Raw genomic sequence first — 14902 nt, forward strand, 5'->3', positions numbered from 1 at the left:
CCACCTACTTCTTCCGGGCTGGTTGCGAATGTTCGCCGAAACCACGGATCACATGGACAAACTGTTTCGTAATCTCCCGCGGCCGCGTAATCGCCGTCCCGACGACTGTCGCGTACGCGCCGGCGCGCAAACATTCGAGACATTGGTCCGGCGTCCAAATCCGCCCCTCCGCCAATACGGGAGTGCGGTTCAAGTCCGCGAGCCGCTTAACCAGCGCAAGATCGGGTTCCGATTGTTGCTCGCTATACGGCGTGTAGCCGGACAATGTCGTCGATATCAGATCGACGGCCAATTCCATCGCATGGACCCCCTCCTCGAACGTAGAGATGTCCGCAACGATTGGCACCTGCGGATAAACCGCCTTGATTTCGGCAATAAATTCGGCAATGGTTCTGCCGTCCGGCCTTGGCTGCGAAGTTGCGTCTATGGCGACCATATGGGCTCCGGCTTCAACGACAGCCTTCACTTCTTCCATCGTTGGCGTAATATACACATCGGAATTGTCGTAATCTCGCTTGTATAGTCCGATCAGCGGCAAAGACACCGCTTGCCGGATTGCCGCGATATCCGCCGGCGAATTGCAGCGGATCGCGACAGCGCCCCCCTGTTCCGCCGCCACGGCCATTGCCGCCATATGCGATGCTCCGAATAACGGCTCATCCTCCAGCGCCTGGCACGAGACGATACATCCATGCCTGAGACTTTTGATCATTGCATTCATGGGTTCACCTGCCAGTTATGATTTAGTCCCATTCTAGCATATGCCTCTGCAATAAAAAAGAACTTTTCTCTTTTTTATTAATTATAAAAAGAAAATATTTTTATTTTATTCGCCTCTATCCTCTACCGGTAGCCGCCGTGAGAACTCTCGCTTCGAGAATGAAAACTACATGATTCCAAGGTCATCAAAGTATCATTTTTGGTCATCATCTTCACTTATTCCAGGATCTTGTGGGAGATATAATGTAGGGGCATTGACTTTATAAATTCGGAGGGTGAAACTATGTTACGCGAAACGAATGCCGATGTCGTTATTATCGGGGGGAGTCTGGGCGGCTGCGCTGCCGCTCTTGCAGCAGCGGCTATGGGGAAAACGGTCTTGATGACGGAAGAAACGGCCTGGATTGGAGGGCAATTGACCAGTCAGGCGGTTCCTCCCGACGAGCACCAATGGATCGAACAGTTCGGTTGCACGTCGAATTACCGTAAATTTCGTAATGGAGTAAGGGAATATTACCGAAGGAATTTCCCGTTGTCCGATCAAGCTGCCGCGGATCTGCTCCTGAATCCGGGCAACGCCAAGGTTAGCCGCATAAGCCATGACCCCCGAGCAGCGCTTGCGGTGCTTCTGGAAATGCTGGCACCGTATATGCACAGCGGAAAGCTGGTCGTGATGACGCATTGCCGGGCAGAAACTGCGGAGACGGATGGAGATCGCATTCGCTCCGTCACATTGCGGAACGTATTATCGGGAGCAAGCACGATCGCTGTAGGGCAATATTACCTTGATGCCACGGATTGCGGGGATCTGCTTCCGCTTACCGGAACGGAATACGTTACGGGGTCGGAATCCCGTTCCGAGACAGGAGAGCGGCATGCGCTTGACGGCCCTGCCGATCCCCAGGACATGCAATCCATCACGCATTGTTTTGTCGTCGATTATTTGGAAGGCGAGAATCATACCATCGACAAACCCGCAGATTACGAGTTTTGGCGATCGTATCGTCCCGATTTTTGGCCGGATCGATTGCTAAGCTTGGCCGGTGTTCGACCAACTACCCTGGAGCCCGTTTATTACGATTTATTGCCGGGAGGCAAAGGTTTGTCGTTCTGGGAAGGCTTCTCTTTGCTTACTTATCGGCGTCTGGCGGACAAAAACAATTTTTTGCCAGGCACTTTTCCCGGGGATGTTAGTGTTGTCAATTGGCCGCAGAATGATTATTTTCTGGGTTCGATCATAGATGTCAGCGAAGAGGAGAGATCCCGTCATCTCTATCAAGCCAAACAATTGAGTTTGTCGCTTTTATATTGGTTGCAGACGGAAGCGCCGAGGCCGGACGGCAAATGCGGATATCCGGGATTTCGTCTTCGTCGGGATGTCTTCGGAACAGAGGATGGTATGGCTCTGTATCCATATATTCGCGAGTCGAGAAGAATCAAAGCGGAATTTACTATACTTGAGCAGCATATTAACCCGCAAGACCGATCTGATGGCCAGGCGGAGAATTTTCACGATTCTGTTGGCATCGGTTACTATGCGATGGATCTTCACCCGAGCACCGGGAACCGGCATTATATTCATTTGCCGGCTCTGCCATTCCAGATCCCGTTAGGCAGCATGATTCCTGTACGAATGAACAATTTGTTGCCTGCTTGCAAAAATATTGGCACGACTCATATTACGAATGGCAGCTATCGTCTGCATCCGGTGGAATGGAACATCGGTGAAGCGGCAGGCGCTCTTGCCGCGTTCTGTCTGGAAAGGAATGAGACGCCGCGCAACGTGCGCAACAACCAAAAGCTGTTGACGGAGTTTCAAACCGTATTGCAACGACACGGGGTCGAGCTTGCCTGGCCGGAAAACATCATGAATTGAAATCGCATACTATTGGAAATGTGCTAAAATGAACAAAAAACCGTCGGGGGGATTTTTGTGAAAAGCATGTTGACTTCGGAAACCATTCTAACCGGGGAAGGGACGTATCTGCATATTGCAGCGGCAGCTCCGTTCGCCTTCCATGTTCGAGTGAGCCGGACAGACTGCTTTGACGCAAGTCCCCCTTTGACTTGGCTCGACACGGATCGTTTGATTCCGCAAGTTGCCTGCCGGGTTACGGAGCAAAATGAGGAAAGAGTCAGTCTTAGCGTGGAAGAGGCTGTCATTCAGGTAAATCGGCGCACGGGGGAGATCACGTTTCGGGACAAAGGGGGCCGTCTGCTGACCCGACAGGACCAGCCGGCTTATGGGGGCGATCCGGATGGCTTCGAAACGGCGTTTGTTTTGGCGGAGGAGGAGCGCCTGTACGGATTGGGCGACCAGTATGACACCCCGTTGATGAAGAGAGGTCATAAGATTTCTATTCGTTTGCGCGACAATCGTGTACATGCCCCTATCCCCTTCATTATGTCGACCGCCGGCTGGGCATTGCTTATCGATAGCGACCGGGAACATGAATTCGATGTCGGTTGCGACTTGCCGGACATTTTGCGTATTCGCGGAAAGCAGGACGAACTGGCCTTTTATTTGATAGCCGATCGCGATCTGGCCGGCTTGCTCGACAAGTACACGAAATTGGTCGGCTCTTCGTATATGCTGCCGATCTGGGCATATGGGCTATCATTCGTCTGCAACCGGCAGACGACGGCGCGCGATATGATTGAGGACGCTTTGAAATTCAGACGCGATCATATCCCTTGCGATATGATCGGGCTGGAGCCCACCTGGATGGACAAACCTTTCGATTACGGGACATCCATCAATTGGCACCCCGATCGATTCTATATTCCGGCATGGATGCCGGAGGGCGCGCACACGTTTCTGGGAGTTCTGCAGACGATGGGTTTCAAATTAAGTCTTGGCCTTCCGCTCCGAGAAAGTTCCGATATCGGGGAACCCTCCCGCCGAGATGCAAAGTGGTACAAAGATCTGGAGCGGTTTGTCGCTCAAGGCGTAGACGGGTTCAAGCTATGCACGGAGGTTCAGATAGGGGAGCAAACGTATCCTCCTTCTCTCCCGCAAAAGCCGGAAGATTCTTTCAGCTTGACACATCCGGGTTCAGTGAGCCGCATCCTATTCGAAGGATTCGCGGGACAAACGGGTCGTCGGCCGATGATCTATTCGCCAATCGGATATACGGGCATTCAAAAATATGCGGCGATGTGGTCGGGAGGAAGAAGCTCGCCGCATTTGACCGTTCTCAATATGGGTTTATCGGGTATACCGCATATGAGCGTCGCTATAAATCTGCATACGCCCGAGGGAATTCACTTTGGTTTTTTTCAGCCATGGGCGAACGTGAACAGTTGGGCATATTGGCGCCATCCAACGCTTCTCGATCAGAATCTGCTGGACATTTTCCGGAAATACGCTGTATTGCGTTATAAGCTGATACCTTATATCTATTCTGCGGCGCACGCCGCCGTTAGTAACGGGTTGCCGATTACCCGGGCGATGCCGCTGGCGTTCCCCCACGATTCCCGTTCAGATTCACTGCCAAACCAATATATGTTTGGAGACAACCTGCTCGTCGGGGTATTCACGGACCGGGTGTATTTGCCTGCCGGCGAATGGTTCGACTTCTGGACCGACGAACGATATTTCGGATCAAGCGAGGTTGTCTGTCGCCTTCCCGCTCATGCGGGTGGTCCCCTGTTCGTACGTGCCGGGTCGATCATACCGATGTGGCCGGAGATGGACTATGTCGGGCAGAAACCCCTCGATCGGTTGGAACTGCATGTGTACCCTGGCAGAGAAGGCGAATTTACCTTATACGAAGACGATGGGCAGACGTTTGGTTACTTGCAGGGGGAGTCGGCAATTACAAAAATGACTTGCCATGTCAACGAGGAGCGCATATTGCTGAAGATTGACCGGCGGAAAGGACAATATGCCGGAATGCCGAAGCAGCGAATCTGGAGCGTTGTTTTTCATTCTGCGGAAAAGCCGTCTGCAGTGACCGTTGACGATTCGGAATGGCGCGAGACGACAGCCGGGCGCAAGGGGCTCCCTCCCGACTGCTGGTCCTATCAACGGAAATCGAGTACGCTCCGGATGACACTGAATGAACCGGAAAACCAGTTGACCGTGCGTGTCGAATTGTTGTACGGCGCTTTGCAAACGACGAAGGAGAAACCCCGGCGTGACCATACAAGGCGTACGGCCACGGAATTGGAGAATAAAGTCGGGGTCGGACAAATATATAAACTCGCAAGCCAGGTAACGGATATGATCAAGCTCGAAATTGACCGTGAACTAAGGTTGCATGAGATCGCTTCGCGCTTGCATGTCAGCCCTGCCTATTTGAGCCGCTGTTTCAAGAGAGATGTCGGGTTATCCTTTTCCGACTATGTGCTGGAGCAGAAGATGGCGCTGGCCAAGGAACTGCTGTTGTCCGGGTCTACTGTCGCGGTTGCCTCGAGCCTCACCGGTTACAAGGAAACAAGTTATTTTATTCGCGTGTTCCGCAACTATTGGGGAATGACTCCCGGCGAGATCAAATTGTAAGGCTTATTGCAAATGCGGGTCGGCAGCCATCCGTTTGGAGCTTCGTCCCGCGACAGTTCCCCGCCATGTTAGCGATTTATGCGCGCTGCCCGAATTTTCTCCTCATACTGACGAAAAATTTGATGTCCTTCGTAGAAGTCCATAATTTCCTGACGATATTCCGGCCAGTATTCCCCCGATTTGTCGGAGAAAAGCATCTTGACCTGCAATTCATTTTGCCTCGAGCGCATAGCGTCTACATCTATACCTAGAGGGGGAGTGAGCGTAGTTCCCAATCCTTCGCGTACAGGAAAGGATACAAGCGAGCGGTAAACCGCCTTATCCCGCTCGGTGATCCGAGGGTCTAAAACGGTAAGCCCCAACACTTCGGGAGTTCGGGGAGTGAAAAAGCTCCATATTTCAAATAGATCTCCCATTTCTTGCACGTCTTTTTCAATAGCATCCGTCATTAACGTAATCGTGTTTCCTTTACGCGTGTAATGTTTTCCTTCCAGGCCGTAATGGGTCAGCAAAAATCCTTCTTCGCCTGCCATCCAGTCAAGAATATCGACGATCCTCTTTAATTTTTCCGGATTCTGACCTGCGGCGTTATTGGAAAAAACAAACGAATAGTCGGGTGTGACGCTTGTTCGCAACGGCTGATTGCCGAACGGGTTAAAGGGCACCCAATCCGCGGCAGGGTTGCTCTCCTTACTGCGCGCCTGGACGCTTCTTGGGTTGGAATCAAAAGCGAAATCCGCCGTTTCGCCCATTATGACCCCCACTTTGCCCTGAATGGCTTTCTCCACGGGTTTGTTTCCTTTATTTAGAAACCAATCCGGGTCGACCACTCCTTCGTCGATCACGTTAAGAATGTCATCGACAACTCGTCCGACGCGCAGGTCCGTCTGCATATCCACCAGATGATCGTCCCCGTAGTACGACGGGAATAACAATCCGTTCTTGACATATTCCGGCCATTCCAGCGAGATGGATACCCCGTTCCCGGCTGTCGAAAAACCGTAGGTATCGTCGAGGCCGTTCTTGTCCGGATCGTTGAAGGTAAACGCTCTCAAAACATCGACGTATTCCTCGTAATGGTTCGGAATGTCCATGCCGAGATTGACCAGCCAGTCTTTTCGTATATAATAAGCCCGGTACGATTGTTTGTCATAAGGAACCGGAGCACGCGCAAATTTATTCTGCATCTGGTATTCGCGCAGTTCCTTCTCACTGATCCAGTGCTTAAAATAGTTTGGCATGGTATCCGGCGCAATGTAGTGCGTCATGTCCGCCAACACGTTGTCCAGTATATATTTGGCGCCTCCGTCCGGTCTGGAGACCAGCCACATATCCGGAGGATCGTTGGAAGCGAGCAATGAAGCGATGGTTGAATTGTATTCATCGCCAGGCGCCATCACGGTAACATCAAGGTCGACATTAAATCTCTTTTCGATCTCCTGCCGCACGACATCGCTCGCCGGATCAGGCAAGCGGGCTGAGGATGGAGCGTCGATAAAAAGATTCAAGGAAAGTTTGTCCAATGAATGGTATGCCGTCGGGGATACGGGAGTCTGGGCATTGCCGCTGTCCTTCATCCCGAAATTGATCAGGATAACGCCAAGAATCGTGAACAGGGCAAGACTCATTTTGACAAATTTCACTGCATCTCCTCCCACATGCCATGCTGCTATAATCATACTCATTATAGCAGACAAAATAAACAAAATTTCAACCATAGCAAAGATTATTCGTTGCAGGGCTATATCATTGAAGGTAGAATGTGACCTAATATACTACGAAGCTCCGGAGGCTCCTATGCGAATCAATCGGTTAAACCGAATCCAGTTGTCCTATTTGCCGGTTTTTTTCGTCATCTGCTTAAGCCTGTTGTTTATCGCATATTTGACTCTGAGCGAGGTAAGCAAACAATCTGCCCACAAGGCCAACAACATGTTAGCCCACAACGTGATGCAGATGATCGACAATTCGTTGCAATCGATTGATCTGGCAATAGATCGGCAATTGCTCGAGAATGATATGATCTCTCTTTTTTTTCAAGAAACATCTATTCGGGACAGGCAATATTGGGATTATCGTACGGCAATCGTATTGAATGAGCTGCTGGAAAGCCATCCGCTTATTGACTCTATCTATTTGTACCGGACAAGGGACAATATGGTTTTAAGTCCCACAACGTTTATCAGGCTGGATGAATTCGGAGACAAACAGTTTGTTGGCCGGAAGCTTTCTTCGCTGCAGCCGTTCCGCTGGACGAGCAACCGCGAATATCGCGAGCAATCGGGAGATTCGACCGTTGATGTGGTCAGTTTGGTCAAGTATGCCAATCTATCCGACCGCAGTTTGGTCGTGGTCAATGTCAGCACGGAACGATTAAGCCATTTGATTCGCGGGATGACGCCGTCAGGGCTGAATTATTTCGAGCTGTCGGATGTCGACGGCGGGGTTGTTGCTACGCGCGATTGGCCGAATGCGATGAAGGAACGATGGAGAGAACGCCCGGAGAGCGGCGCGGAATGGTCCAATGCCCAATCCGAGTATACGGGGTGGACGGTTCGCAGCGGCGTTTATGAAGGAGGCATCATGCAGTGGGTGTCGACCCTGTTTTACGTATGGATAACGCTCGGGTTTCTGACTATTGCCGGGGGAATAATATGGCTCATCTTTGTAACGCGCCGGAATTACCGGCCGATTCAAATGATTTCGCAGCGCATGACCGAATACTTTCAGCAGAAGCGGCAGGAACTGACGCTTCCCGACCGGGACGATGAATTGAAGTATATCGAGACAGCAGTCAACAAACTGCTTGATCAATCCAGCTTGCTGCTTGAGCAGAACAAAGAAAATCTCGCTTACCGCAAGCGGCATGTGTTCCTGCAATTGCTGGAGGGAGCGGTTTCAGGACAAACGAATGAATGGCGGCAAGAAGTCGAGCAGTTCGGCGGGGCGATCGATCATAGCAGATTGCTTGTTGCCATCGTCGAAATTGACGGTTACCAGGACATTTCCGGCAAATATACCTCCCGGGATCTGTACTTGCTAAAGCATGTCATGTACTCGGCGCTTGATGAAATGGCGGAGACGGAAACATGCCGTGTATGGTCGGAATGGATAGAGCGCCATCAGCTAGGCGTGTTGTTCATTATGGAACATGGCGGGAATGCAGACGAACAGGCGCTTTCGCTAATGGAGAGATTAAAAGCATGGGTTAATCGGCATTTGCCTTACACGGTTACGGTAGGCGTAGGAAACTGGCAAGAGGATGCCGCCAATGTCGTCGAATCGTACGAAAGCGCGTTGGAAGCGCTGAATTATAAAGCCTCTCTCGGCATGAACCGGATTATCAAACACACGGATATCGCCGCCAAACCGCCGCTTGAAATACTTAAACAATCGCAGCGCGTCCGTGCCGTCGGCCAATCTTTTCGGTCAGGCGAAGTGGACTGGGAACGTCATTGGCACGAATTGTTCGAGGAATGGCGCGAACAGTTATTTACAAAAGATGAGTTGCTCGGGATGTTAAATTACCTCATCTACCAGTTGCACAAAGAAATCTCGGAACTCCCCAAAGAATTTCAAACGATCTGGAACGATGGACCGCATGCGCAATTAAACGGAATTATGGGACGGCAGGAAACGTTGGATACGATACAAAAAGAATGTTTTGGAGTTCTCCAGGATACTTTCAGAAGAATGAGCGATTTGCGGGAGAGCAAACATAATCATCATTTGATTCGCAGCGTAAAGCAATATATCCATGAACACTACAATGATTCGAATCTGTCCCACGCCCATTTGGAAAAAGAGTTTGGTTTGACTGCCAGTTATTTGAGCCGGCTGTTCAAGGAGGAGTTCGGGGTTAAATTTATTGACTACTTGTCGCAGACCCGGATCGAGAAAGCGATCGAGCTTCTGAAGGCATACCCGGACAAGACGGTTCAGTCCATCGCGGAGGAGGTCGGCTATATGCATGGCATTACGTTTATCCGGGCGTTCAAGAAATATACGGGAAGCACGCCGGGCAACTATCGGAAGGACTTGATTCCATAGATTTCAATTAAAGTCGCACCGGTCAAAAAACGTCGCAGAAACGGCTTCGAAGCTTTCGAGGCCGTTTTTCAATTTTTGTCGATACGGTCAAAAAGGCTATATATACGGGTAAAAAGGGAGGTGTTATGGTTAGTCCCGGGTGACGGAACTGCATTTGGAAAGCGAAGGGGGAGCGCCGTTGAATTGATATGAAAAGGCTTTCGGCTTTAGAAGAACATACTTCTGCTTCAAGGAGGATGATCCATGCTTTACGTTAAACGGTATGCACGAAACGTTATAACCAAGCTGCTTGTTGTCTTATTGTTGACTTCCACTCTGTCGCTTGGAGGTTTTCAAGCACCCGGGAAAATATACGGGGCTGCGCCGCGGATAACGGACATCGATTCTTCTTATGCCCGGAAAGAAATTGAGCAATTAACGGCGGCAGGCATTATCAATGGGTACAAAGACGGTACGTTTGCCCCTCTAAAGCCGATTACGCGAGCGGAGCTGGCGAAAGTCATGGCGCTTGTATCGGGTTTGCCGGAACAGCCCGATGAAGCCACGCGGTTTTCCGATGTTGCGGAAGGCAGTTGGCATCGCGGCTACATTGGCGCTCTTGTCGCGGCAGGCATTGTCCAAGGAACTTCGGCTTCGACTTTCTCGCCGGACTCTTATGTGACAAGAGAACAATTGGCCGTTTTGTACATTCGCGCTTTTGGACTGGAAAAACAAGCGTTGGAGGAAAGGAACGCGGGTAAGTGGTCCGACGCCGAAAGCATTGCCGATTGGGCGAAACCTTATGTCGCCTTGGCTTTCCGCATCGGATTTTTGAAAGGGATCGCGGGTAACGATGGATCGCTCCGTTTCGCACCGCAAGATTTTGCGGAACGCCAGGCGGCGGCCCGGCTCGCATTCGAATTTATGACGAATTATGAAACTTACAGACAAGCGGGAGAAGGGCAGAATAATCAAAGCCCAACAACGGCTCCCACGTCCACGCCGGAACCGTCCCTCAATCCGTCGCCGACTCCTGCATCATCGTCTGGACCGGCCAACGAGCCAACACCGGCGTCAACGCCCGTACCCACGGATGAGCCGACATCAGAGCCGACGACGACACCTACGCCGGAGCCGACGTTGCCGCCGCTGGAGATTGTTCGTAACGGACAGGCCAATGCGGTAATCGTGGTGGACGACACGGTTTATGAGAGAGAAGAAATACCGGAGCCAAGCGGCATCCGGGGCTGGAAACAAGAATACGGGACAGGAAGTATTGCCGTAAGCGATGAGCGCAGCCACTCCGGCATCAAGAGCCTTCATATCCAAGCCGCGGATAACGGGTCCTACGGGATAATAAGCGATCCCGTCGCGATAACCGGAGGCGTCTCCTATACGCTCTCGGCAGCCGTCTATCGCGAATCCGGCAGAGATCCTCAAGTCTTTATTCGTTACTATGACGCCAATAAAGTCAGGATCGCCCAGCAAGGATCAATCAAGGCGATACCTTTGGCCGAATGGCAGGACGTGTCGTACACCGCCGCGGCGCCGCCGGCGGCAGCCTACGCAGCGGTGATCCTGTTCACCAGCATGGCTCCTGCCAATCTCTACTTCGATGACGTAACGCTGAAGTCGGCCAGCGACGAAGACATGCCGATAACGAATCCGGGTTTCGAGCCGATCGTTTCCAGCAGCAGCCCTGCCATTGATACGCTTGTCGAATACGTGCATAAATCTACAAACACCCTTTTGCCCGTTCTAACGGAAGCGGAATATTTGAGCGAAGGAGTCGATCCGGATACGATCGTGATCCGTCTCGGCACCGCCCAAAGCGTTTCAGGCAATGATCCGGCGCTGGATATTTTGCTGGAGGGGCTAAGTCGCGACGGCTTTGTTATCTATCCGCAAGAACATCAGGTCATCATTGCGGGAGCCGGCGTTTGGGGAGCCGTCAACGGCGTCAACAACTTCTTGGAGCGATATGCCGGCGTGCGCTGGCTTATGCCCGGGCCTGACGGCGAGGATGTTCCGCAGCACAGCGACCTGTTGGTTGCCAGAGATATCGTACGCGAAGAACCGGCATTCGATTTTCGGGTGTTCAGTCCTCTGCATGCCAAGCCGAACAACAGCGTAAGCGTGTGGCAGGAGCAATATAGATGGGCGCAGCGAAACGGCATGCAAGGTTTCTATAACGCGCCGGTCAGCTTTCATCACAATATGTATAATTTATTTCCGATATCCAAGTACGGGGTGAGCAATCCGGAGTTTTATCCGAATGGCATACCTCCGGCAGCGAATTCGATACAAGGATGGCAGCCGTGCTTTTCGAATCCGGATACGATCGACGCGGCGGTTTCGGAGATTCTCGCCTATTTCCAGGCGAATCCGAAGGCGCAATCGTATTCACTTGGCACTAACGATGGAAACGGTTTTTGCGAGAGCAACCCGGTTCCCGTCTATTTCAATTGGGTCAATCAGGTTGTAGAGCGTGTGCTGGAGGTTTACCCGGACAAGTGGTTTGGCTTCCTTGTGTACCAGGCGATTGACAGACCTCCATCGTTTTCGCTGAACCCGCGTGTTATTCCTTTTATTACGAAGGATAGGACAGCTTGGCTTGATCCCGATCAGAAGACAGAGGATTTGGCGGCTCATGACAGCTGGCTGCAGGTTACGCAGCAGGTCGCCTACTACGATTATATTTATGGAAGTCCCTATCTTGTGCCGCGCGTATACCCGCATTTGATGGCGGACAATTTCCGAATTGCCCATGATCGGGGAGTAACATCGCTATACGCCGAGCTGTATCCGAATTGGGGCGAAGGAGCAAAGGCATGGGTAGCGGCGAAGCTGCTTTGGGATCCCGAACTGAACGTTGATGCACTGCTCCAGGAATGGTATTCGCGGGCGGTTGGCGTAGCAGCGGCTCCCTATCTGGAAGACTATTATGAGCATTGGGAACAATTCTGGACGGAACGGGCGATCGAGGAACCCTGGTTTTTACCCGGCGCCATTTATCAAACCTTTCATAATCCTTCTTATCTGAAGGCGGTCACAGCTGAAGACATCTCGATTAGCAGAGGGCTGCTGGAGCAGGTCGTTGCGAACGCGGGCACGGATAAGCAGCAGGCCAGAGCAAATCTGCTTATGAAAGCCTTCGAGTATTACGAAGCGTCCGTCCTGAGTTATCCGCAAGCCAATGAACCGCCTGCCGATACGGCCGCAGCGCTTGTCTTGCTGGAAGAAGCGGTAGACACCTTTGAAGAAAGGCTGCAGATGGCCGAAAAACGAATTGTGTTACTGGAGCAATTTAGAAGCGATCCGGCGCTCTTTCAACCTTTTGATGCCAGATCGTTTAATCAGTTGATGTGGTCGGGCTGGAATGTCGCCGAGTTTTGGCAGCTCGTCGAATACATGAGGGAACAGGAGACAAGCGGCGGACCCGTGCGGGCTCGCGCAGCCGATCTGGGGGCGACACATTCCTCCCTCCGTGCCAGAGAGTTTGCGACCATGCTGCTGCAAGCGGTATCCGAGCCCAACCTGGTGCTTAACCCCTCCTTCCAGAATAGCGAGCCGAGTGATGCGACAAAAGCGCCGCCGTGGGAGCTGTTGTCCCGATCGACATCGTCCCGAGCCATTAAGCGCGTGGAAGGAACGGGATATACGGATAACGCGAGCATGATGGTTTATGGAAAAGGCTGGGGCGGCCCAAGCCAGGTGATTTCCGTTCAGCCGGGTTTGGTAGACTTCTCGTTCCATTACCATATACCTGCAGGCGGCAATACGTCGACGAGCATGCAGTGGGGATTCGATTTGCTGGATGATCAGGGCAATTGGCTCAATTTCAGCACCGTGCGTTCTCCTGTGACTGCTCTGGAGGATGCGGAAGGCGTATGGCTGGAAGCACGGCTTACAGGAGAAATTCCCGCAACGGTTAACGGTATAGCAGTAGGTAAAGTGCGTCTTAATTTCCTGGTTGAAAGCGCGCAGCCGATAGAGCTCTATATCGACGATGTGCAATTTTTTAATGCGGCGAGCGGCAGTTGACTAATAGAAACGATTAGGGGGACTTTCAATGAAGGCAGTTAAAATGAAATCGATTGTGGTTGCGCTCCTTGCTTTGGTGCTAGCGATGTCCATGGCAGCCTGCAGCGGCAACGGGAATGGCAAAACAAATAAAGAAACGAATGGGGCAAGCGGGGCGCCGAATACAAGTTCCCCGACGGCCACGGCCCAGGATGACGTATATCCGGAGAACGGATTGCCGAAGGACGAGGCCGTGACGCTGAAATTCGGTTTCTTTGAAGGCGGTATGGGACGCGAATATATCGATTATGCGATGGACACGTTCAAAAAGAAATTCCCGAATGTCAGCTTTGAGGTCGTATATTCTCCGAAGATCGGCGATATTATCAATGCCAAAATATCGGCCAATGACGACGACGATATGTTTGATCTGTTCAATGGAACGATTCCTGGCGGAGTAACGCCGCTTGTCCTGGCAGGCAAGCTGGAGCCGCAGGACGATCTGTGGGACCATGTTTTATATGATGGAAACGGCAAAACGCTCAAGCAACTGGTAATGCCGGGAGCGGTTGAAGCTTCGGTCAATGTCGTCCAAGGTAAACTTTATGCGTTGCCTGTAGCCGCCAGCGGATCCGGCCTGTTCTTTAACAAACTATTGTTCGAGCAGAAGGGATGGAACCAGTCGCCGAATACCTGGAGTGAATTTGTCGAACTGCTGGCCAAAATCAAAGCGGACGGAGTCATTCCCATAACGTATCCGGGCCAATATCCGAATTATATCGAGCATGCATTCGGCCCAGTCAAAATGTTTGAGCTTGCTGAAATCAACGGCAATTTGGAGGAGTTTACAAAAAACTTCCGCAACTTTAATTTGCCGCAGCATCTTTCGCCGGAAAGCACCGAAGTATGGAAACGAATCTATGAGCTTGGCCAAAAAGGATATTTCCCGGAAGGTGTAGCGGCTTTGTCGCACACTCAATCGCAAATGCAAATGATCCAGGGGCAGGCGGCGATGGTAGCGACCGGCGTGTATGTGGAAAACGAAATGAAGTCGGCGTTGCCGCCTGAGTTCGTCTGGGGTTATATGTCGGTTCCTATGGGCGACGACCCGGACGGTACCAGATGGATTCGCTCCACGGCAAGCAATGGTCACTACATCTGGGCGGGCAAGCCGGATTTGAACAAGCAATGGGCCAAAGAATTTAATGTTTGGATGTGGAATCTGGACGTACAGGAGGTCATCGCCGAGAAAGGCGGACAATTGCCGGTGCGCCAGGACTTCTCCGATGACGAGACGAGAGCCGGCAAGTTGCAGAATGCGCCGAAAGCGATGTTCGAGTACATGAATGCCAACAACACAAAAATGGAGGGGGCCGTTCGGGATCGGACGTTAACGGACCCGAGCGTCTCTCAAGCGAACAAGGTCATTCAGGAAGGCACGATCGGCATTACATCAGGAAATAAGGAACCTCTGCCTATTCTCGAGGAGGCGGAAAAGTTAATCGAAAAGGCGATACAGGCACAGAAATAATAGCTTTTGCAAGGAAATGACTCCCCGCTGGTATTGGCGGCAAAGTATTCACGGTTAATCATCCTTTGTCGCCAATACAGCGGAAACATGCATAA

The 14902-nt window shown here is 51.6% G+C and carries 7 protein-coding genes; 5 read left to right on the plus strand and 2 right to left on the minus strand.

The genetic code is table 11. The features are described from left to right. Nucleotides 1-4 precede the first annotated feature (4 nt). On the minus strand, nt 5-721 hold the full coding sequence (locus KJW29_RS25435; protein WP_214626732.1) for an N-acetylmannosamine-6-phosphate 2-epimerase: 717 nt from the start codon (nt 719-721) through the stop codon (nt 5-7). A gap of 282 nt (nt 722-1003) precedes the next feature. On the opposite strand from KJW29_RS25435, the gene KJW29_RS25440 reads away from it, so the two are divergent. Both KJW29_RS25440 and KJW29_RS25445 read left to right on the plus strand, forming a co-directional pair. Then, entirely contained in the window at nt 1004-2596 is a 1593-nt protein-coding gene (locus KJW29_RS25440) for an FAD-dependent oxidoreductase (RefSeq protein ID WP_214626733.1), read from the plus strand. Between the two features lie 66 nt (nt 2597-2662). Beyond that, nucleotides 2663-5224 (plus strand): TIM-barrel domain-containing protein, encoded by a 2562-nt coding sequence (locus KJW29_RS25445; RefSeq protein WP_246608895.1) that lies wholly within the window; start codon nt 2663-2665, stop codon nt 5222-5224. 68 nt (nt 5225-5292) lie between these two features. Here the strand turns inward: KJW29_RS25445 and KJW29_RS25450 are convergent, their stop codons facing one another. Next, on the minus strand, nt 5293-6867 hold the full coding sequence (locus KJW29_RS25450; RefSeq protein WP_214626735.1) for an extracellular solute-binding protein: 1575 nt from the start codon (nt 6865-6867) through the stop codon (nt 5293-5295). A gap of 154 nt (nt 6868-7021) precedes the next feature. On the opposite strand from KJW29_RS25450, the gene KJW29_RS25455 reads away from it, so the two are divergent. The 3 genes from KJW29_RS25455 to KJW29_RS25465 all read left to right on the plus strand — a co-directional run bounded on the left by KJW29_RS25455 (nt 7022) and on the right by KJW29_RS25465 (nt 14807). Continuing rightward, nucleotides 7022-9274, plus strand: a complete 2253-nt coding sequence (locus KJW29_RS25455) for a helix-turn-helix domain-containing protein (RefSeq protein WP_214626736.1) — start codon at nt 7022-7024, stop codon at nt 9272-9274. A 243-nt stretch (nt 9275-9517) separates the two neighbouring features. After that, the gene (locus KJW29_RS25460; protein WP_214626737.1) at nt 9518-13297 is read left to right on the plus strand and encodes a DUF4838 domain-containing protein; all 3780 of its coding nucleotides are present in this window, start codon (nt 9518-9520) and stop codon (nt 13295-13297) included. Between the two features lie 28 nt (nt 13298-13325). After that, entirely contained in the window at nt 13326-14807 is a 1482-nt protein-coding gene (locus tag KJW29_RS25465) for an ABC transporter substrate-binding protein (protein WP_246608376.1), read from the plus strand. Nucleotides 14808-14902 lie beyond the last annotated feature (95 nt).

Origin of the sequence: Paenibacillus agaridevorans, from assembly GCF_018604145.1 — a bacterium.
Classification (GTDB): domain Bacteria; phylum Bacillota; class Bacilli; order Paenibacillales; family Paenibacillaceae; genus Pristimantibacillus; species Pristimantibacillus agaridevorans.

Bases quoted from the DNA above. Each gene is read 5' to 3' on its own strand.
- KJW29_RS25435 (WP_214626732.1), bottom strand. From the start codon at position 721: ATGAATGCAATGATCAAAAGTCTCAGGCATGGATGTATCGTCTCGTGC.
- KJW29_RS25440 (WP_214626733.1), top strand. From the start codon at position 1,004: ATGTTACGCGAAACGAATGCCGATGTCGTTATTATCGGGGGGAGTCTG.
- KJW29_RS25445 (WP_246608895.1), top strand. From the start codon at position 2,663: ATGTTGACTTCGGAAACCATTCTAACCGGGGAAGGGACGTATCTGCAT.
- KJW29_RS25455 (WP_214626736.1), top strand. From the start codon at position 7,022: ATGCGAATCAATCGGTTAAACCGAATCCAGTTGTCCTATTTGCCGGTT.
- KJW29_RS25460 (WP_214626737.1), top strand. From the start codon at position 9,518: ATGCTTTACGTTAAACGGTATGCACGAAACGTTATAACCAAGCTGCTT.
- KJW29_RS25465 (WP_246608376.1), top strand. From the start codon at position 13,326: ATGAAGGCAGTTAAAATGAAATCGATTGTGGTTGCGCTCCTTGCTTTG.